The sequence below is a fragment of the Dyella marensis genome, assembly GCF_049532885.1.
Lineage (GTDB): Bacteria > Pseudomonadota > Gammaproteobacteria > Xanthomonadales > Rhodanobacteraceae > Dyella_D > Dyella_D marensis.
Window position 1 is genome coordinate 102794 of the sequence record NZ_CP064029.1, and the last position, 20202, is coordinate 122995.

Below are 20202 nucleotides of genomic sequence, written 5' to 3' on the forward strand. Positions count from 1 at the left end.
CTCACCCCGACCCTCTCCCCGGAGGGGAGAGGGGGTTGAGAGGGTGTCGCTGGATTGTTCTATGAAGCGTCGCTCTCGGCGTCGATCGTCGAATGCTCTTCACTGCGTACCTGCAACCACTGCATCCGCAAATGCGCCTGCGTCGCGCAGCGCGTCCCCATGTCGATAAACACCGCGATGCTTTCCAGCATCACCGGCAAGCGCTGCGCATTCACGCTGCCGTGTTCGTCAGCCAGTTCCGCCAGCCACCGGATCGCGTTATGCGCGTAATGCAGCCATTCGGTGGCATCGTTCAACAACGCATCCGGCCCCGCCTCCGGATCCGAAAAATACTCCACGTGGCGTGTGAGCCACGCTTCGCCATAGATATCCATAAGCAACTCCTTGCCATGCGCCGCCCCCGTTCCGAGAACGGCACGCCGCCAGACAGCACGACGTGCCGCGACCACACGGACTCGAGGCTTACCGACCACCTGGAACACAGGCGCCGGGCGGCTTGATTGATGAAGTGGGTTGCGGCTTCAGTCGCTTTCGCCGTTGCACGAGGCAACGCGCCGGGTTGCACGGCTAGGATTCATTACCTGCGAAAACTCTTAAGTCCGCGGTTCTTCAACCGTGTCCGCGAAGACGGCGGACAGCCCCATGGGCCGGCGGATGTGCCGTCCTGGGGATCGGCGGGCGTACGAGTGACGTATGATCTGGCACAGCCATGATCAACTCTCCTTCAGTTGGTGATGGTCAGCGGGTCAGGGGTGTCCTACCACCCTTGGCCCGCGCTCTCACGACATTGCTGCCATGGTTGTCCGCGACGCGCTTGAAATCACTCCGCGGACAACACCTGCAAAACTAGCAAGGCAACCTCGCCTTGTCTTTAGTCGAAATCTGAAAAATTCAAATCAGCAGTTGCGAATATGGATGGGTGCCGAAAGCTGCGGCGCCATCCACGCGCAAGGCGGCGGCGAGAAAGGCCCATAGCGCCTCTGGCGCAGCAGAATTTTCCGACGGTGAACCATCCGGCAACTGCCGTCCCGCGGAACCCGTTCTCAGATATTTCCCAATCACCGTCGCCGTGCCGCCCTGCGCATGATCGGCGCCCGGCAGCGTGCGGCTGAACTCGCCGGTCAGCAGCGTCACCACATTGCGGCCGCGCAAGGTGAGCATGCGCTGCAGGAATACCGAAAGGCCCGGCGTGATCGGCGCCATGATCTGCCGCGCCAGCTTGCCGCTGTCGTCGTGATGCGTATCGAACTGCCTGTCCTCGCGGCCGGTGAAAGCGATCTGCGCGAAGACCACGCGGGTATCGGCACGGACCAGCGCTTCGACGGCCGCGAACGTGCCGGGCAGATCCTCCACCGCCGAGAGCCTCGGAGTCACGCCATACACATGGCGAATATCTTCGCGTTCGGCAGCAGCAAGCCCCGCATCCGCAAAGCGGCGCACGTGCTGCCACGCGATGCCGCGCTCCGCCGGTGGATCGGACGCAACACCCACAGGAAGACCGAGCCGGTTGACGATCGCGCAGGGCAGGGGACTGCCCGGCAAGGCCGCAGCCATCCGCAGCAGCTGGCTGCGCGGCCCCGCTTGCAGCATCGCCACGCGCGCATCGTTGTGGCTGTACAACCCATGCTTGAACGGCACGGCTGCCATATGCGCGAGCGCGAGCGGCGGCAATGCGCCCAGCGAAGCGGCGTCGACATACAAGCCATGGCCCAGCGCGCGGACATTGCCGGATGTCACGCCAAACGCGCCGTTGGCAAGAAACGCATCGGCACTGTTGAACAAGCCGGCCGGCCCGCCGTTCAACCACAGCACCACCAGCGCCGGCCGCTCGCGTGGCGATGCCAAGGCATCGAAGGGGCCGAGCGCCAATGCGCCGGCAGCCGCAAGGCCGGCCTTCAGCAGGCTGCGGCGGGAAGGGGAATGGGTTGGCATAAGCGTGGCCGTTAGTGGGGGAAAGCCGTTGCGGCGCGGGGTGCCGCGGGCACAGACTTAAGCTAGCCCTGTCCATCCATCGAACGGCAGCCATCCTGTGTCGCGAATCAGACAGCCAGCAAAGCGCGCCGCCGCGTGGCCGATGACCGCGCTGGCCAAGGACTACCCGCGCGGCTGCCACGTGCCCAGGCACCGGCATCGCCGCGGCCAGCTGATCTACGCCGCCAGCGGCGTGATGCAGGTGACCACGCGCGAAGGCATCTGGATCGTGCCGCCGCAGCGGGCGCTGTGGATACCGATCGGCATGCCGCACGAGATCCTGATGGAAGGGCGCGTGGCGGTGCGCATGCTCTATCTCGACCGCGCCACCAGCGCGCCGTTCGGCACGCATTGCCGCGTGCTGGCGGTGTCGCCGCTGCTGCGCGAGCTGGTCCTGGCCGCGGTGCAGGCGCATGGCGAACGCGATGCGTCCACTTTGCAACTGGCCATGCCGCTGCTGCTGCATGCGCTGCTGAAGGCGGACGAAGCGCCGTTCCGCATCCCGGTGCCGGCGGACCCGCGCCTGAAGAAGGCCTGCCAGCGCCTGCTCGACGATGCCACGCGGCCCGATACGCTCGAACAGCTCGCGGCGCGCGTCGGCGCCAGCAGCCGCACGCTGGCGCGCCTGTTCGAAAGCGAATTGCGCATGTCCTTCGTGCGCTGGCGCCAGCATGTGCGGCTGGCGCGGGCGATCAGCCAGATGAGCCTGGGCCGTCCGATCAAGACGGTGGCGCGCGAGGCCGGCTATGCCAGCTGCAGTGCGTTCTGCAGCATGTTCCACCGCATCATCGGCGCCAGCCCCACCGAATATCTGCGCCAGGTCGGGGGACGGCCCGCTTTGTGACGGCGCCACCGCCTCCGTCATCCCATCGTCAAAGAATCGACATCTGCCCGCTTCACGATATTTGAACGTCCGCGCCCCCACGCGCGGCGCCCCGATCTCCTGGAGCTCTGCATCTCATGAAGAAGAACCTGCTGGCGATGGCCACCGCCGTCGCGCTCGCCGCTTTGTCCCACGGTGCCATGGCCGAGGACCTGCCGACCGCCGACGCCACCGCCAAGCCCGACGCGGCCAAGAATCTGGAAGGCGTCTCGGTGATCGGCCAGGGTGAAACCCGCCAGGTGCAGCGCGTGACCACCAAGGACGTCGCCGTGCTGCCCGCGGGCACCAGCCTGCAGAAGATCCTCAACCGGATGCCGGGCGTGAACGTGCAGTCCAACGACGCCTTCGGTGCCAACGAGGAGTCGCAGACCATCAGCCTGCGCGGCTTCAACGGCCAGCGCCTGGGCTACACGCTGGACGGCCTGCCGCTGGGCGACAACGCCTACGGCAACTACAACGGCCTGAACATCAGCCGCGCGCTGATCGCCGAGAACGCCTCCGGCGCCGAACTGGCGCAGGGCATCGGCAGCTTAGGCATCGCCTCGACCAGCAACCTGGGCGGCGCCATCCAGTATTTCTCCGCCGATCCGCTGCCGACCTTCGGCGGCCGCTTCGCGCAGACCTTCGGCAGCGACCAGAACCGCCGCACCTATCTGCGCCTGGATACCGGCGACTTCCACGGCTTCTCCATGTATCTGTCGGGCGTGCGCGCCACCGCCGACATGTGGGCGCCGCCGGAATCGCCGACCACCACCAAGCAATTCAACGCCAAGGCGGTGTACCAGTTCGACGGCGGCCGCATCACCGCCTTCGCCGATACCTCGCGCACTTCGCAGGCCGACTACGCGTATCTGTCCAAGAGCGGCATGGCGCGCGGCCTGGGCTGGGACTGGAACCTGTACGCGCCGGACTGGAAGCGCGCGCTGGCCGCGGCTTACTGCGCGCCGGCTTACACGGTGAAGGGTGCGAAGGACGCGCGCTGCGGCTATTCCGGCGGCGTGGACAATATCGACGACGCTTATTACCAGAGCCGCGCGCTGCGCCGCGACGACCTGTACTACCTCGCCGGCGACTTCTATCCCAGCGACGCGGTGACCGTGCATGCGCAGGTCTATCACCACGAGAACGCCGGCCAGGGCCACTGGTGGTCGCCGGGCCAGAAGTCCAACCCGGGCACGGCGCAGGAGCTGCCGATCTCGATCCGCAGCACCAACTACAAGATCAACCGCAACGGCGTGCTGGCGTCGCTGGGCTGGGACCTGGGCAGCCATCACCTGGAAGGCGGCGTGTGGTACGAGCAGAACCACCACAACGTCGAGCGCAACTTCTATTACATCCCGTACACGCTCAGCAGCCCGATCAGCGACGACACCTACCTGAGCGATCCGGACCGCCGCCTGTTCAACCAGGCCTACACCATCACCACGCGCCAGGCTTATCTGCAGGACAGCTTCAAGCTGCTGGACGACCGCCTCAGCGTGGACATCGGCGTGAAGAGCCCGCACGTGACCATGACCGCGCGCCAGGCGCCGGGCAACTACGAGGCGCCGGTGGCCAACGGCACGCTGAAGGCCGAGAAGAACCTGCTGCCGCAGGTGGGCGTGGGCTACAAGCTCGATGCCGGCCAGGAGCTGTTCCTGTCGTACGCCAAGAACATCGCCGCGTTCCAGGGCGGCGGCGCCAGCGGCCCGCTGCTGGTGACGCAGGCCTCGTTCGACGCCACCCGCGGCAACCTCAAGCCCGAGCAGTCGCGCACCATCGAAGGCGGCTACCGCATCGTGCAGCGCGAGTTCGAGGCATCGGCCGCGGTGTACGACGTGAAGTTCGACAACCGCCTGCTTTCGCTCAACCCCTGCCCGAGCATCCAGCAGGGCACCACGGCGGCGTGCACCACGCGCTTCTACAACGTCGGCTCGGTGAGCAGCCACGGCGCGGAGTTCACCTTTATCTGGAAGCCGTTCGAGCATTTCCAGTGGTACAACTCGGCCTCGTTCAACCGCTCCACGTATGACGACAACTACGTGCAGAACGGCGCGGTGGTGCCGACCAAGGGCAAGGTCACGGTGGACACGCCCAAGCGCATGTTCGCCAGCGAGATCGCCTGGACCTACGGCCCCTGGAACCTGAGCCTGCGCGGCAAGTACACCGGCTCGCGCTACTACACCTACACCAATGACCAGGGCTTCGGCGGCTATACCTCGTTCGACTTCGGCGCCGGCTACGACTTCGGCGCGGCCTGGTTCGCGCAGGATGTGCGGCTGTCGCTCAACGTGAGCAACCTGACCGACAAGCGCTATGCGTCGAACCTGACGGCGTTTGCCAACACCGATCCGAACGGGCGGCAGCTGGCGTTTCATGCGAGTGCGCCGCGGCAGAGCTTCCTCACGTTGGATGTGAAGTTCTAAGCCAGCGATGCCGTACGGTAGAGCCCCTCTCCCCCCGGCGACCCGAAGGTAGTCCTTGTGGGAGAGAGGGGTTGGGGTGAGGGTCCGGCCGGAGCGCAAGAGTGATATGCACCGCTCCGGCCGAACCCTCATCCGGCTGCCGCCACCTTCTCCCGGAGGGAGAAGGGTTTCAACTTGAAGATTTGAGGAATACCGCAGCGCTGAGCCCCTCTCCCCCCGGGAGAGGGGTTGGGGTGAGGGTGCGGGCGGAGCGCAAGAGTGATGTGCATCGCTCCGCCCGCACCCTCATCCGGCTGCCGCCACCTTCTCTCCCACGGGGACTACCTTCGGGTCGCCGGAGGGAGAAGGACTCTTTCCTGGAAGTAGAGTTACTAGCCCGGTCAGGAGCACCCCATGAAACCGTTATGCTGGCTAGCCCTGGTCACCTTGAGCCTGGCCTTGCCCTGCGCCATCCACGCCGCCGAAAAACCGATTGCTGCAAAGGTCCTCGTCCTGGGCCATCGCGGCGCCAGCGCGCTGCGGCCGGAGCACACCCTGGCCTCGTACGCCAAGGCGATCGCCGACGGCGCCGACTTCGTCGAGCCGGACCTGGTGATGACCAAGGACGGCGTGCCGGTGGCGCGCCACGAGAACGAGATCGGCGGCACCACCGACGTGGCGGCGCACCCGGAGTTCGCCGGGCGCAAGACCACCAAAACCGTCGACGGCCACGCGGTCACCGGCTGGTTCACCGAAGACTTCACCCTGGCGGAACTGAAAACCCTGCGCGCGCGCGAGCGCCTGCCGGAATTCCGCGGCACCAGATACGACGGGCAGTTCCAGATTCCCACCCTGGACGAAATCATCGATTTCGTCGCTGCCGAAGCCGCCGCGCAAGGGCGCACGGTGGGCCTGATCCCCGAGATCAAGCACGGCACGTATTTCCAGAAAGCCGGCCTGCCGATGGAAGACCGCGTGCTGGCCATCCTCGACGCGCACAGCTACACGCGCACCGCGCCGGTGGAGATCCAGTCTTTCGAAATCGCCAACCTGCGCTACCTGCGCGGCAAGCTGGGCAAGAGCCATCCGAACGTGCGCCTGCTGCAGCTGCTGGACGATCCGAAGGAGCAGCCGTACGACGTGGCGGCGGCGGGCGGCAAGCTGACCTATGCCGACATGATGAAGCCGGCCGGGCTGCGCGAGATCGCCGGCTATGCCGACGCGATCGGCCCGAACATCCGCGCCATCATCCCGCTCGACAAGGATGGCAGGCTGGGCCAGCCCACCGCGCTGGCGCACGACGCGCATGCGGCGAAGCTGGAGCTGCACCCGTACACGTTCCGCCCGGAGAACCATTTCCAGGCGAAGAACTTCTGGCAGGGCAGCGACCCGAAGACCTTCAACGAGGCCGGTTCCATCGCGGAAATCCGCGCTTATCTGGATGCCGGCGTCGATGCCTTCTTTACCGACGACCCGGCCCTGGGCCGCAAAGCGGTGGACGGTCGCTGAGCTGCCATCACGCTGTCACCGCGAACGGGTTCACTCGCCCGTTCATTCCTTGCGCGGTGACTCCATGCGTCTGCAACGTGGCTTCGCGGCCGGCCTGCTCGGCCTGGCTTTTCTCGCACCGGTCCAAGCGGTACCGGTGCTGCTGATCTCGATCGACGGCCTGCGCCCGGCCGACGTGCTGCAGGCCGCGCAGCACGGCCTGAAGCTGCCCAACCTGCAGCGCTTCATGAGCGAAGGCAGCTACGCCACCGACGTGCGCGGCGTGCTGCCGACGCTTACGTATCCGAGCCATACGACGCTGCTGACCGGCGTGTCGCCGGACCAGCACGGCATCGCCGGCAATCTCACCTTCGACCCCACCAACAAGAACCAGCAGGGCTGGGCCTGGTACGCCAGCGATATCCGCGTGCCCACGCTGTGGGACGCCGCGCATGCCGCGGGCCTGAGCACCGCCAACGTGCACTGGCCGGTGAGCGTGGGCGCGCAGGTGGACTGGAACCTGCCGCAGATCTGGCGCACCGGCCTGCCGGACGACCGCAAGCTGCTCGCCGCGCTGGCCACGCCCGGCCTGCTGCCGGCGCTGGAGAAAGAACTCGGCCCCTATGCCGACGGCATCGACGAGACCCTGGCCGGCGACGAGAACCGCACGCGCTTCGCGGTGAAGCTGCTGGAAGAGCGCCAACCCGCCTTCATGACGGCGTATCTGGCTTCGCTCGATCACGAGCAGCACCACAGCGGCCCCGATACGCCGGAATCGAAGCGCACGCTGGAGCGCATCGACGGCCTGGTCGGCGAGATGGTGGCGGCGGCGCGCCGCGTGCATCCGGATGGCGTGATCGCGGTGGTATCCGATCACGGCTTTGCGCCGGTGCAGCAGGACGTGAATCTCTATGCGCCCTTTATCCAGGCCGGCCTGATCACCTTGAAGGATGGCGCCGTGGCCGACTGGCAGGCGATGCCGTGGAACGACGGCGGCAGCGCGGCGATCGTGCTGAAGGAGCCGGGCGACGCGGCGACGGTGGCCAAGGTGCAGGGCCTGCTCGCGCAGCTGCAGGGCAATCCGGCGTACGGCATCGAGCGCGTGCTCGATCATGCGCAGACGGTGGCGCGCGGCGGCACGGCGCAGGCCTCGTGGTTCGTGCTGTTCAAGGCCGGCTACGAGATGGCGATCAAGCCCGACACGCCGCTGCCGGCGCCCAGCCATTACCGCGGCATGCACGGCTACGACCCGGCCTGGCCGATGATGCGCTCGACGTTCCTGGTGGAAGGGAAGGGCGTGCCGGTGGGCAAGAACCTCGGTGCGATCGACATGCGCGATATCGCGCCGACGCTGGCGAAGTCGCTGGGGGTGGCGTTGCCGGCGGCGCAGGGCAAGGTGTTGTTCTCGCCATAACGCCATGCCCGCGTAGGTTGGGGTGAGCCGCAGGCGAACCCCAACATCGCCACGTCCCAATGCACCGCATCGTTGGGGTTCGCCTGCGGCTCACCCCAACCTACGCCCTATTCCTGTCGTGGGCCGGGAATCCGCGCCAACGCACATCCGCGCCCACTGACACGCAGATGTAAATCCGATTTCACAAATCCCCAGCAAGCTTGCACACCAACGGCTGCTGGCGGTCGCGTCATGTCGTCCTTGCAGGGCAGCTTCAGGACGCGAAGGGGTGATGCGTCCGCCGAAGGGGCAGCCGTTCTTTTTTCCCATTCACCCATTCCACCTGTCGACGTGGCTCCCCGCGAGGGGATCGGTCGCGCAAAGGAAACGTACGCATGTCAGTCCGCAAGGGTTCCATCCGCCTTACCGGCCTCGCGCTCGCGCTGTTCGCGGCGCTGCACGGCACGGCCGCCGCAGCTCCCGGCGACAACGACACCACGCCCGCCGCGCCGGCCGATGCCGCCGCCGACAAGGCCAAGACGCTGGAGTCGGTCTCCGCGATCGGCCAGGGCGAAGTGCGCCAGGTGCAGCGCATCACCGTGGAAGACGTGAAGATCCTGCCGCCGGGCACCAGCGCGCTGAAGGTGCTGGCCGGCAAGCCGGGCGTGCATTTCGAATCGTCCGATCCGTTCGGCAACTACGAGTGGTCGACCCGCTTCAGCCTGCGCGGCTTCAACCAGAACCGCCTGGGCTTCACGCTGGACGGCATCCCGCTCGGCGACATGAGCTACGGCAACAACAATGGCCTGCACATCAGCCGCGCGCTGATCGCCGAGAACCTCGGCAGCGCGGAACTGGCCGAAGGCATCGGCGCGCTCGGCACGGCGTCGACCAGCGACCTCGGCGGCACGGTGCAGTTCTACTCGTCCGACCCGCTGCCCAAGTACGGCGTGCAGTTCGCGCAGGGCTTCGGCACGGATGCGGCGCGCCGCACCTTCGTGCGCCTGGACACGGGCAATGTCGACGGCTTCGCCATGTACATCTCCGGCGCCTATTCCGACGTCAACAAGTGGAAGGGCGACGGCGACCAGGAGCAGATGCAGTTCAACAGCAAGGCCACCTACGATTTCGGCGACAGCCGCATCGGCGCGCTGGTGACCACCTCCGACCGCGACGAGACCGACTACCAGGATCTCTCGCTGGACATGCTGCATCGCCTGGGCTGGAACTGGGACAACTACGCGCCGGACTGGAACCGCGCGGTGAATGCGGCCAAGGGCATCTACACCGGCGGCGTGACCAATGCCGACGACGCCTATTACGCCGGCCGCGGCGTGCGCAAGGACCGCATCGCCAGCCTGTTCGGCGACTTCGCGCTGGCCGAGGGCGTGCGCCTGAAGGCCACCGGCTACTACCACTACGATCGCGGCCAGGGCCACTGGTTCACGCCGTACCAGGCGTCGTTCCCGGGCACCGCGCAGGAAACCCCGATCTCGATCCGCACCACCGAGTACGGCATCGACCGCGCCGGCGGCACCGCGGCGCTGACCTGGGACCTGGGCGCGCATCACCTGGAAGCGGGCGTGTGGTACGAGGACAGCAACCACAACGTGCAGCGCAACTATTACTTCATCACCGGCCCGGTGGACGACCGCAAGTTCCTCGAGAACCCGAACCTGCGCCTGTTCTACCAGCACTACGAAACCACCACGCGCCAGTTCTACGTGCAGGACAGCATGCATTTCCTGGACGACCGCCTGAGCGTGGACGTGGGCTTCAAGGCACCGCGCACCGAAGTGGAAGCGACCAACCTGCCGGGCACCGCGCGCGCCTATGCGTCGGGCGACCTGGTGGCCAAGAAGAATTTCCTGCCGCAGGTCGGCGCGGCCTACCAGCTGGGCGGCGGCTACGAGCTGTTCGGTTCGTACTCCAAGAACATCGCCGCGTTCCAGGCCGGCGTCTCCGGCCCGCTGGCCACCACCCAGGTGGCGTTCGACACCTTCGGCCGTTCGCTCAAGCCGGAACAGTCGCGCACCTTCGAAGGCGGCCTGCGCGCGGTGTCCGACTTCTACGAGGCCTCGCTGGCGCTGTACGACGTGAAGTTCGACAACCGCCTGCTGGCGATCTCGCGCTGCAGCGGCATCGTGGGTTGCCCCAGCGCCTATGCCAACGTCGGCTCGGTGAGCAGCCGCGGCGCGGAGCTGGCGCTGAACTTCAAGCTCACGCAGGAACTGCGCTGGCGCAACTCGCTGTCCTACAACCGCTCGCGCTACGACGACAACTACGTCGACGGCGGCGTGGTGGTGCCGACCAAGGACAAGACCGTGGTGGACAGCCCCAAGCAGCTGTTCTTCACCGAGCTGGCCTGGGTGTCCGGTCCGTGGGACCTGCGCGCGTCGGCCAACTACACCGGCAAGCGCTACTACACCTATATCAATGACGGCGCGGTGCCCTCGTACTGGCTGTTCAATGCCTCGGCCGCCTACGACGTGGGCAAGCTCGGCGTGGTGCAGGACCTGAAGCTGGCGCTCAACGTGACCAACCTGGCCGACAAGAAGTACTTCGGCTCGATCGGCACCAACGGCTTCGTGGCCAGCGACCCGCAGGGCCAGTTCGCCACCATGCAGGTGGGCGCGCCGCGCGCGGCAATGCTTACGGCAACCTTGCGCTTCTGAGCCGTCAGTCCTCCAAAGTTGGACCCTTCTCCCTCCGGCGACCCGAAGGTAGTCCCCGTGGGAGAGAAGGTGGCGGCAGCCGGATGAGGGTACGGGCGGAGCGGTGCGCATCACTCTTGCGCTCCGCCCGTACCCTCACCCCAACCCCTCTCCCGATGGGAGAGGGGCTCATCGCCCAGCCCCCAAACGCGACCTGCACCCGGGAAAAATAAAGTAGCGATTCCGGGAACGCCCCGCCCCACTTATGATCGCCGGCGTATCTCCGCCCGATCCGCCCGCATGGCCGCCATTTCTTCTGCTGTTCCGATCCAAGCCGTTCCCCGCTGGATGGCCCTTGGCGTCCTGTTGTCGGCGCTGGGCGCCATTGCCGGCGCGATGCTGGCCGACACCGAGGACGGCAGCCAGTGGATGTGGCTGCACTGGGCCTGCAAGCCGCTGGCGACCGGGCTGGTGTTTGCCCTGGCGTGGCGCGTGCGCGAGCCGATCTCGGCGCGCTACCGCGCCTGGGTGCTGGGCGGCCTGGGGCTGGCCCTGGTCGGCGACGTCTTGCTGATGCTGCCGCAGGACCTTTTCGTGGAAGGCTTGGTGGCCTTCCTGTTCGCGCATCTGTGCTTTCTGGTGGCGCTCACGGGCGACGTGCGCCTGGGCGCCAGGCCGATCGCGCTGCTGATCTGCCTGGGCTATGCGGCGCTGTGCATGTGGTCGTTGTGGCCCACCCTGCCGGTGGAGCTGCACCTGCCGATCGTGATCTACACGCTGGTACTGGCCCTGATGGGCGGACAGGCGGTGGGCCGCGCCTGGTATCACGCGCTGACCCGCGATGCCTTGGCGAACCCGGCCTGGCTGGCCGGCGCGGGCTCGATCCTGTTCATGCTCAGCGACACCTTGCTGGCCTGGAACCGCTTCCGCATCAGCCTGCCGCTGGCGGCGCTGTGGATACTCGGCAGCTACTTCGGCGCGCTGTGGCTGCTGGCGCGTTCGGTGATGCGTGCGTCCCCGGAGGACGCGGCGCTGGCGTGAATACCCAAGAGGTCATCATCGGCTGGGCCACGCCGGCCTTCTTCGCGCTGATCGCGCTGGAGCTGCTGGTGGCGAAGTGGCGCGGCCGGCGCGTGTACCACGCCAGCGATGCGGTCAACAGCTTGTCGCTGGGCGTGATCTCGCAGATCGTCGCGGTGTTTTCCAAGCTGCTCACCCTTGGCATCTACGCCTGGTGCGCCGCGCACCTGGCGCCCTGGGCGCTGCCGGCCGACCGCTGGTGGGTGTGGGTGAGCGGCCTGCTGCTGTACGACTTCCTCTATTACTGGCTGCACCGCGCCGGGCACGAGGTGAACATCCTGTGGGCCGCGCACGTGGTGCATCACCAGAGCGAGGACTACAACCTCAGCACCGCGCTGCGCCAGACCGGCAGCGGCGTGCTGCTGGGCTGGCTGTTCTATCTGCCGATGGCGCTGCTGGGCTACCCGCTGGAAGTGTTCGCGGTGGTGGCGCTGATCGACCTGCTGTACCAGTTCTGGGTGCATACCGAGCTGGTGGGGCGGCTGGGCTGGTTCGACCGCGTGTTCTGCTCGCCGTCGAACCATCGCGCGCACCACGCGGTGAACGAGCGTTACCTCGACCGCAACTACGGCGGCATCCTGATTCTGTGGGACCGCCTGTTCGGCACCTTTATCGAGGAAGACGACAGCGACCCGCCGGTGTACGGCACGCGCGCGCCGCTGCGCAGCTGGAATCCGCTGTGGGCGAATGCCGAGGTGTACTGGGCCACGGCCAAGGACGCCTGGCATGCGCGGCGCTGGCGCGACAAGCTGCTGGTGTGGTTCAAGCCCCCGGGCTGGCGGCCGGCCGACGTGGCCGAGCGGTTTCCCAAGCCGGCCTTCGACATGGCCCGCCCGCGCTATGCGCCTGCCTTGCCGCGCGGCCTTGGCGCCTACGGCATCGCACAGTTCGCGCTGCTGCTGCTGATGGGCGTGTGGTTCCTGGACATGGCCAAGCGCATGCCGGCCTCCGCGCTGCTGGCCTATGCGGCCTTCCTGCTCTTCAGCCTCACCGCGCTGGGCGTGCTGCTGGAAGGCCGCCGCGCCGGCAGCTGGCTGGAAGCGGCGCGGCTGGCCGCGACGGCGCTGGCCGCGGTGATCACCGGCGGCTGGTTCGGCGCCGCCGCCGCACCGCCGGCGCTGGCGCCGGCCATCGTGGCGCTGTGCCTGGGCAGCGCCGCCGCGCTCGCCACCATCCGCCTGCGTACGCGCCAGCCCGCCTGACCGCGCGCACCCGCAGCATGGCGGGGCAGGGGGCATTCGCTATCATCGCCGCTTCCTTTGCGTGGGATATCCAGCGATGAGCGTGGTCAGCAAGCTAATCCGCCACAAGTCGGTCGAGCAGTTGCAGGCGGACGTCGGCAAGCGCGGCGACTTCCGCCGCGTGCTCGGGCTGTGGCAGCTCACCGCGATCGGCATCGGCGGCATCATCGGCGTCGGCGTGTTCGTGCTGGCCGGCCAGCAGGCGGCGCTCAACGCCGGCCCCGCGGTGGCGATCTCGTTCCTGATCGCCGGCATCGCCAGCGCCGCGGCGGCTCTGTGCTACGCGGAATTCGCCGGCCTGATCCCCGTCACCGGCAGCGCCTACACCTACGGCTATGCGGTGCTGGGCGAGCTGGCGGCCTGGCTGATCGGCTGGGACCTGCTGCTGGAGTACGCGCTCATCGTCGCGGTGGTGGCGATCGGCTGGTCCGGCTATGTGCAATCGGCGCTGGCCAGTGTCGGCGTGGACTTGCCGGTATGGGCCAAGGGCGCCATCGGCACGGGCGAAGGCCACGTGTTCAACGTGGTGGCCGCTCTGGTGACGCTGGGCGTGTCGGCGCTGCTGATCTTCCGCACCGAATGGGGCGCGCGCTTCAACACCCTGGTGGTGGCGATCAAGGTGGCGGCGGTGGCGCTGGTGATCGGCGTCGGCGTGTTCTACGTGAAGCCCGAGAACTGGGTGCCGTTTATTCCGCAGCGCATCGTCGGCCCCGACGGCGTCGGCCATTTCGGTTTCCAGGGTGTGGCGACCGCGGCGGCCGTGGTGTTCTTCGCGGTGTTCGGCTACGACACGCTGACCACCGCGGCGGAGGAATCGAAGAATCCGCAGCGCGACCTGCCGCGCGCGGTGCTGCTGTCGCTGGGCATCTCGATGACCATGTACCTGGCGGTGTCGATGGTGCTGACCGGCATCGCGCACTACACCACCTTGAAGACCGATGCGCCGGTGGCGGATGCGTTCAAGGCACTGGGGTTGCATTGGGTGGCGCTGACGGTGTCGGTGTCGGCGGTGTTCGGCCTGATCAGCGTGCTGTTCGCCTTCATGCTGGGGGCGACGCGGATCTGGTTTGCGCTGGCGCGCGATGGTTTGCTGCCGGGGTGGTTTGCGAAGCCGCATCCGCGGTTTGGGACGCCGCATCGGCCGACGGTGGTGCTCGGTGTGTTCACCGCCTTGGTGGCGGGGCTGTTGCCGATTGAGGAGGTCGCCAAGTTGGTCAATATTGGCGTGTTGTCGGCTTTTATCGTGATCTGTTCTTCGGTGTTGATTCTGCGCAAGCGCAAGCCGGATCTGCATCGCTCCTTTCGCACGCCGTTGGTGCCGCTGGTGCCGTTGGTTGGCATTGCGTTTTCGATCTGGTTGTTGGCGGAGTTGCCGTTGGTTACCTGGGAGGTGTTTTTGATTTGGGTGACTATTGGGCTGGCTGTTTATTTCTTCTATGGGATGCATCACAGCAAGCTGGAGAAGGCTTGACTTGTCCGTCATCCCGGCGCAGGCCGGGATCCAGTGGCGATATCGCCTGGTGTTCGCGGTGACGCGAATGGGCCGCTTATGCAGCGGGCGTTTCGGACGCCTGCCGGCGCCCGAGTCACTTTCTCTTTGCTGGCTCAAAGAGAAAGTAACCAAAGAGAAATAGCCTGAGAGCAAAGGCTCGCGACGCGACTAGAAGGAGCAGTGGACGGCTGCGGTAACTTGATTAACCTGGGTCTACACGAAACATCAGTGCGTTTACGTAACGGCTGCTTCAACGTGCCGTGGCCGAGAGGATGTTCAAGAATCGAGGCCAGCTTTTGCTCTTCGTTCCTGTATGCGACACCACCCCACTTCTCCCTCTCCCCTCCGGGGAGAGGGCGGGGTGAGGGGCCGGGCGGAGCGCACCGTTCAATCTCGAGGCGCTGGCATAGGTTGGGGGAGCCGCAGGCAGACCCAATCCGACACCTTCGTGCGCCGCGCCATGTCGGGCGCTGAAGCCGCGCGTGAGGCCGCTTTTCACATGACCTCTGGCATGCGGTGTGGCGACCGCATCGGCCTAGCATCCCGGGGCATTACTCACCGAAGGGGAGACGCCGTATGTTCGCCAGGACGTTGCTGGGGTGGTCGGTTGCGTTGGCTTTGGGCGCGGTGCCGCTGGCGCAGGCGCAGGTGGCGGAGCCGGTGGATCAGGCTTATCCGGGGACCTTGACGCTCAAGGTGGATGTCACCGATGCGCCCAAGCGCATCTACCGGGTCGCGCAGACCATTCCGGTCAAGCCGGGGCCGCTCACCTTGTATTACCCGAAGTGGATTCCGGGCGAGCACATTCCGTCGGGGCCGATCAACAACGTCAGTGGCCTGGTGATTACGGCCAACGGCAAGCAGCTGCCGTGGCGGCGCGATCTGCGCGATATGTTCTCGTTGAACCTGGACGTGCCCGAAGGCACCAGCAGCCTGCAGCTGGATTTCCAGTTCCTGGCGCCGGGGGAAGAGGGCGGCGGCTTGTATGGCGCCACCGGGTCGGCCACGCCGAAGCTGGTGGATATCGAATTCAACCAGGTGCTGTTCTATCCGGCCGGCTACTACGCCAGCCGCATCGAAGTGCAGCCCACGGTGACCCTGCCGCGCGACTGGAAATTCGCCAGTGCGCTGGAGGTGAGCGGGCAGAGCGGCGCGCAGGTGGCGTTCAAGCCGGTCAGCCTGGAGAAGCTGGTGGATTCGCCGCTGGTGGCGGGCGAATACTTCAAGCGCGTGCAGCTGAGCACGGATGCCAAGGGGCCGGTGTATCTGGATATCGTCGCCGACGACCCGGGCAATCTGAAGCTCAGCGACAAGCAGGAGGCGCAGCACAAGGCGCTGGCGGTGCAGGCGGTGAAGCTGTTCGGAGCGCGGCATTACGCGCACTACGATTTCCTGCTGACGCTGTCGGACCACAACGGCTCGTTCGGGCTGGAACACCAGCAGTCCAGCGATGACCGCCTGCCGCCGGCCTTCCTGACCGACGACAACATGTATCTGTCGGCGGCCTTCGTGCTGCCGCACGAATTCGTGCATTCGTGGAACGGCAAGTTCCGGCGGCCGCACGACCTGTGGACGCCGAACTACAACGTGCCGATGCAGGGCGATCTGCTGTGGGTCTACGAAGGCCTCACCAATTACTACGGCGAGGTGCTGACCGCGCGCTCGGGCATGTGGACGGCGGAGCAGTACCGCGACTGGATCGCCGAGACGCAGGCGGCGATGGTCAACCGCACCGGCCGCGAGTGGCGTTCGCTGCAGGACACCGCCGACGCGGTGCAGCTCACCTCCTCGCAGGGTTCGCGCTGGGCCAACCGCATGCGCGGCGTCGACTACTACCCGGAAGGCACCCTGCTGTGGCTGGAGGCGGACAGCCGCATCCGCGAGCTCAGCGGCGGCAAGCGTTCGCTGGACGATTTCGTGCGCGCCTTCCACGGCGTGCAGGACGGCAGCCAGGTGCCGTTGACCTACACCTTCGACGACGTGGTGGCCACCTTGAACAAGGTGCAGCCCTACGACTGGGCCAAGTTCCTGCACGAGCGCCTGGACTACACGGGCGACAAGCTGCCCGAGCAGGGCGTGGAGCAGGCGGGCTGGAAGCTGGAATACAACGACCAGCCCTCGTCCATGCAGAAGGCGATGGAGAGCGTGCGCCATTCGGTCAACCTCCTGTACGGCATGGGCCTGGCGCTCAACCGCGAAGGCAAGGTCACCGACGTGCAATGGGGCGGGCCGGTGTTCAAGGCGGGCCTGGTGCCGGGGCTGAAGCTGGTGGCGGTGAACGGGCGCGACTACTCGGCAGACGGGCTGAAGGACGCGATCAAGGCGGCCAAGGACAAGGGCACGCCGATCCAGCTGCTGGTGAAGAACAACGAGTTCTTCCAGACCGTATCGATCGACTACCGCGACGGCCTGCGCTATCCGCACCTCACGCGCGCAAGCGGGGCAGACCGGCTGGGACAGATTGCCGCGCCGCTGAAGTAACCCGCGTTGCATGGTGAAAAGAAAAGGGCGCCCGTTGAGGCGCCCTTTTTTGTTGCCTGCGCGAAAAGCTGCGCTTAGAAGCGGTACTCGATCGACGCCGAGTAGGCCGCCACGTTGACGTTGGCCTGCGACTGGCTGGCGCCGGCGCGGCCGTACTTCACGCGGTAGTTGTCGTAGTTGAGTGCCAGCGCGACGTTGTCGGTCACGTTGTAGCCCACGCCCACGCCGGCGTACCAGCCGTTGTTCCAGCTCTTCTCGGTGGCGCGCAGGTCGCCATAGGTGGTGCTGGCGGTGGTGCGCGAACGCAGGTAGCCGCCGTGGCCGGTGACGAACCAGTTGCCGTAGAAGCCGTACTTGGCGTTCACGCCGAGGATCACGGCCTTCGGCTGGAAGCCGACGGTGACCGGGCCGATGTACTGCTTGGCCTGGCCCAGCGAGGTGTAGCCGGCTTCGGCGCCGACGATGTTGTTCCAGCGCCAGCCGAAGCGAACGCTCTGGAACACGTCCGACTTGTCGGACAGGCCGCCCACGCGGTAGTTGCTCTGACCGAGGTTGCCGGTCACGAAGAAGTTGTTGAGCTGGTTGCTGCTGGCGGCGTCATCGGCCTGGGCAGCGAACGGGGACAGGGCAGCAGCGGCCAGCACGGCCGAGAGCAGAAGCTTGTTCATGGAGAACTCCATTTTCTTTTTGGGTTTTCCGCGGCGCGATCTGAGGGGGAAATCGTCGCTGCGGCCCGCGTGGGGTAGCGCGGGCCACGAAGGATAAGGGCGTTTTTACATTTCCAAACCCCCGGCGGGATTTGAAGCAAGGCATGGTTCAGCCTGCCGCATGACCTCTGGCAGGGGGTGCGGCATGCCGCCGCGGTCTAGCATCGGACGGTCATATTCCGTTCAACGTCCGCCCATGGGCGTTGCGCGTCTGCCATCAGGAGACCGTTTTGAAAGCTTCGCGCCTCGCTTCCGCCATCCTCGCCGCGGGCTTCGGCCTGTGCGGCTTCGCTGTTCAAGCCGACGTCCCGGCGCCGCAGGACGTGCCGTTCAACGGCACGCTCAAGGTGAGCGTGGATGCCACCGACATCGCCCGCCGCATCTTCCGCGTGCGCGAATCGGTGCCGGCGCAGCCCGGCCCGCTGACCCTGCTGTATCCGCAGTGGCTGCCGGGCAACCATTCGCCGTCCGGCCCGATCGACAAGCTGGCGGGCCTGAAGGTGTCGGCCAACGGCAAGGAGTTGAAGTGGACGCGCGATCCGCTCAACGTCTACGCCTTCCACGTCGAGGTGCCGCAGGGCGCCAGCAGCGTGGACGTGGAATTCCAGTTCCTCTCCCCGCAGGACACCCGCCAGGGCCGCGTGGTGATGACGCCGGAAATGCTCAACGTGCAGTGGAATACGGTCACGCTGTATCCGGCCGGCTATGTCGCCGCCCGCATCCAGGCCGAGGCCAGCGTGAAGTTCCCGGCCGGCTGGCAGTTCGGCACCGCGCTGGAGCAGGCTTCGCGCGACGGCGACACGGTGACCTTCAAGCCGATCAAGTTCGACGACCTGGTCGACTCGCCGATCTACGCCGGCAAGTACTTCAAGCGCGTGGACCTGGACCCGGGCGCCAAGACGCCGGTGTTCCTCAACATCGTGGCCGATGACCCGAAGTACCTGGAAATCAAGCCGGAACAGCTGAAGGCGCACCAGAACCTGGTGCAGCAGATGTACAAGATGTACGGCGCGCACCACTACAACCACTACGACTTCCTGTTCTCGCTCAGCGACAAGATGAGCGGCAACGGCCTGGAGCACCACCGCTCCAGCGAGAACGGCGTGGGCCCCGGCTACTTCACCGAGTGGGACAAGAACGTGCTGGCGCGCGACCTGCTGCCGCACGAGTTCAACCACTCCTGGGACGGCAAGTACCGCCGCGGCGCGGATCTGTCCACGCCGAACTTCAACGTGCCGATGCAGGACAGCCTGCTGTGGGTGTACGAAGGCCAGACCCAGTTCTGGGGCTATGTGATGGCCGCGCGCTCGGGCCTGTGGAAGCCGGAAGAAGCGCGCGACATGCTCGCCAACGTCGCCGCCAACTACGACAAGGGCCGTCCGGGCCTGCAGCAGTGGCGCAATATCCAGGACACCACCAACGATCCGATCATCGCGCAGCGCCGGCCGTTGCCCTACCGCAACTACCAGATGAGCGAGGACTATTACTCCGGCGGCCAGATGATCTGGCTGGAAGTGGACGGCAAGCTGCGTTCGCTGTCGGGCAACAAGAAGTCGATCGACGATTTCGGCAAGGCCTTCTTCGGCATGAACAATGGCGAGTGGGCGGTCAACACCTACACCTTCGAGGACGTGGTGAAGACGCTCAACGACATCCAGCCGTTCGACTGGGCCAGCTACCTGCGCGAGCGCCTTGACGGCCACGGCCCGCTGATCGGCGGCATCGAGGCGCACGGCTGGAAGCTGGTCTACAACGACAAGCCCTCGCCGGTGGTGAAGGCGGCCGAGGCCCGCTTCGGCGGCGCCAACCTGGTGTATTCGCTGGGCGTGTCGCTGGGCAAGGGCGGCGACATCATGGACGTGCTGTGGGACGGCCCCGCCTTCAAGGCCGGCCTGTCGCCGGGCATGAAGATCGTCGCGGTGAACGGCAAGGAGTTCTCCAGCGACGCCGTCAAGGACGCGGTGACCGAAGCGGCCAAGGACAAGAGCAAGCCGGTCGAACTGCTGGTAAAGAACTTCGACCAGTACCAGACCCTGCGCATCGACTATCACGACGGCCTGAAGTACCCGCACCTGGAGCGCATCGAAGGCAAGCCGGACCAGCTCTCGGAGCTGCTCAAGGCGCGCTGAGCGATCCATCGGGCGCACGCCGCGAAAAGGCCCGCCGCGAGGCGGGCCTTTTCGTTATCGGCGTTCCTCGTCGCACGCATGGCTCCAAGCCGCTATACTCCGCGCTCCGCCGCCGCCCCAGGGGCCGCCGGCGGCCTCGCCGCACCACGCGCCCGTAGCTCAGCCGGATAGAGTAGTGGCTTCCGAAGCCATTGGTCGGGGGTTCGAATCCCTCCGGGCGCGCCATTTCCCTTGAATCAAAAGCAACGCGATACCGTCGCGCCGCAGGTGCCGTAGGCCCTGGGCGCCCCATGGCGCGT

At 66.5% G+C, this 20202-nt stretch carries 13 protein-coding genes and 1 tRNA gene; 11 read left to right on the forward strand and 3 right to left on the reverse strand.

What is annotated here, in order from left to right; genetic code table 11:
• Nucleotides 1-59: 59 nt before the first annotated feature.
• The gene (locus tag ISN75_RS00390) at nucleotides 60-374 is read right to left on the reverse strand and encodes a hypothetical protein (protein ID WP_343819277.1); all 315 of its coding nucleotides are present in this window, start codon (nucleotides 372-374) and stop codon (nucleotides 60-62) included.
• Nucleotides 375-891: 517 nt separating this feature from the next.
• Nucleotides 892-1869 (reverse strand): hypothetical protein, encoded by a 978-nt coding sequence (locus ISN75_RS00395; protein WP_423385116.1) that lies wholly within the window; start codon nucleotides 1867-1869, stop codon nucleotides 892-894.
• 160 nt (nucleotides 1870-2029) lie between these two features.
• Between ISN75_RS00395 and ISN75_RS00400 the strand changes: the two genes are divergently transcribed.
• The 9 genes from ISN75_RS00400 (at nucleotide 2030) to ISN75_RS00440 (ending at nucleotide 17067) form a co-directional block, all read left to right on the forward strand.
• Entirely contained in the window at nucleotides 2030-2815 is a 786-nt protein-coding gene (locus tag ISN75_RS00400; protein ID WP_343819275.1) for a helix-turn-helix transcriptional regulator, read from the forward strand.
• Between the two features lie 179 nt (nucleotides 2816-2994).
• Nucleotides 2995-5259: a TonB-dependent receptor gene (locus tag ISN75_RS00405; protein ID WP_343819309.1), complete on the forward strand. Its 2265-nt coding sequence runs from the start codon at nucleotides 2995-2997 to the stop codon at nucleotides 5257-5259.
• A gap of 393 nt (nucleotides 5260-5652) precedes the next feature.
• Nucleotides 5653-6747 (forward strand): glycerophosphodiester phosphodiesterase, encoded by a 1095-nt coding sequence (locus tag ISN75_RS00410; RefSeq protein ID WP_343819274.1) that lies wholly within the window; start codon nucleotides 5653-5655, stop codon nucleotides 6745-6747.
• Nucleotides 6748-6811: 64 nt separating this feature from the next.
• Entirely contained in the window at nucleotides 6812-8140 is a 1329-nt protein-coding gene (locus ISN75_RS00415; protein ID WP_343819273.1) for an ectonucleotide pyrophosphatase/phosphodiesterase, read from the forward strand.
• A 374-nt stretch (nucleotides 8141-8514) separates the two neighbouring features.
• Nucleotides 8515-10794: a TonB-dependent receptor gene (locus tag ISN75_RS00420; RefSeq protein WP_168648954.1), complete on the forward strand. Its 2280-nt coding sequence runs from the start codon at nucleotides 8515-8517 to the stop codon at nucleotides 10792-10794.
• 327 nt (nucleotides 10795-11121) lie between these two features.
• Nucleotides 11122-11814, forward strand: coding sequence for a lysoplasmalogenase (locus ISN75_RS00425; RefSeq protein WP_243868056.1), 693 nt, complete (start codon nucleotides 11122-11124; stop codon nucleotides 11812-11814).
• A complete protein-coding gene (locus ISN75_RS00430; protein ID WP_343819272.1) occupies nucleotides 11811-13055 on the forward strand; it encodes a sterol desaturase family protein in 1245 nt (414 codons plus the stop codon). Before ISN75_RS00425 ends, ISN75_RS00430 begins: the two co-directional genes overlap by 4 nt.
• A 76-nt stretch (nucleotides 13056-13131) precedes the next feature.
• On the forward strand, nucleotides 13132-14565 hold the full coding sequence (locus tag ISN75_RS00435; RefSeq protein WP_343819271.1) for an amino acid permease: 1434 nt from the start codon (nucleotides 13132-13134) through the stop codon (nucleotides 14563-14565).
• A 597-nt stretch (nucleotides 14566-15162) separates the two neighbouring features.
• On the forward strand, nucleotides 15163-17067 hold the full coding sequence (locus ISN75_RS00440; protein WP_343819270.1) for a M61 family peptidase: 1905 nt from the start codon (nucleotides 15163-15165) through the stop codon (nucleotides 17065-17067).
• 74 nt (nucleotides 17068-17141) lie between these two features.
• Here ISN75_RS00440 and ISN75_RS00445 read toward each other — a convergent pair whose 3' ends face one another.
• Complete coding sequence (locus tag ISN75_RS00445) at nucleotides 17142-17735, reverse strand: outer membrane beta-barrel protein (RefSeq protein WP_167254909.1); 594 nt, start codon at nucleotides 17733-17735, stop codon at nucleotides 17142-17144.
• 269 nt (nucleotides 17736-18004) lie between these two features.
• Here ISN75_RS00445 and ISN75_RS00450 point away from each other — a divergent pair, with 269 nt between their 5' ends.
• Both ISN75_RS00450 and ISN75_RS00455 read left to right on the forward strand, forming a co-directional pair.
• Complete coding sequence (locus ISN75_RS00450) at nucleotides 18005-19903, forward strand: M61 family metallopeptidase (RefSeq protein WP_167254915.1); 1899 nt, start codon at nucleotides 18005-18007, stop codon at nucleotides 19901-19903.
• A gap of 148 nt (nucleotides 19904-20051) precedes the next feature.
• Nucleotides 20052-20128, forward strand: a tRNA-Arg gene (locus ISN75_RS00455).
• The last annotated feature ends 74 nt before the right edge of the window (nucleotides 20129-20202 follow it).

Bases quoted from the DNA above. Each gene is read 5' to 3' on its own strand.
- ISN75_RS00390 (WP_343819277.1), bottom strand. From the start codon at position 374: ATGGATATCTATGGCGAAGCGTGGCTCACACGCCACGTGGAGTATTTT.
- ISN75_RS00445 (WP_167254909.1), bottom strand. From the start codon at position 17,735: ATGAACAAGCTTCTGCTCTCGGCCGTGCTGGCCGCTGCTGCCCTGTCC.
- ISN75_RS00415 (WP_343819273.1), top strand. From the start codon at position 6,812: ATGCGTCTGCAACGTGGCTTCGCGGCCGGCCTGCTCGGCCTGGCTTTT.
- ISN75_RS00405 (WP_343819309.1), top strand. From the start codon at position 2,995: ATGGCCGAGGACCTGCCGACCGCCGACGCCACCGCCAAGCCCGACGCG.
- ISN75_RS00420 (WP_168648954.1), top strand. From the start codon at position 8,515: ATGTCAGTCCGCAAGGGTTCCATCCGCCTTACCGGCCTCGCGCTCGCG.
- ISN75_RS00440 (WP_343819270.1), top strand. From the start codon at position 15,163: ATGTTCGCCAGGACGTTGCTGGGGTGGTCGGTTGCGTTGGCTTTGGGC.
- ISN75_RS00425 (WP_243868056.1), top strand. From the start codon at position 11,122: ATGGCCCTTGGCGTCCTGTTGTCGGCGCTGGGCGCCATTGCCGGCGCG.
- ISN75_RS00435 (WP_343819271.1), top strand. From the start codon at position 13,132: ATGAGCGTGGTCAGCAAGCTAATCCGCCACAAGTCGGTCGAGCAGTTG.
- ISN75_RS00410 (WP_343819274.1), top strand. From the start codon at position 5,653: ATGAAACCGTTATGCTGGCTAGCCCTGGTCACCTTGAGCCTGGCCTTG.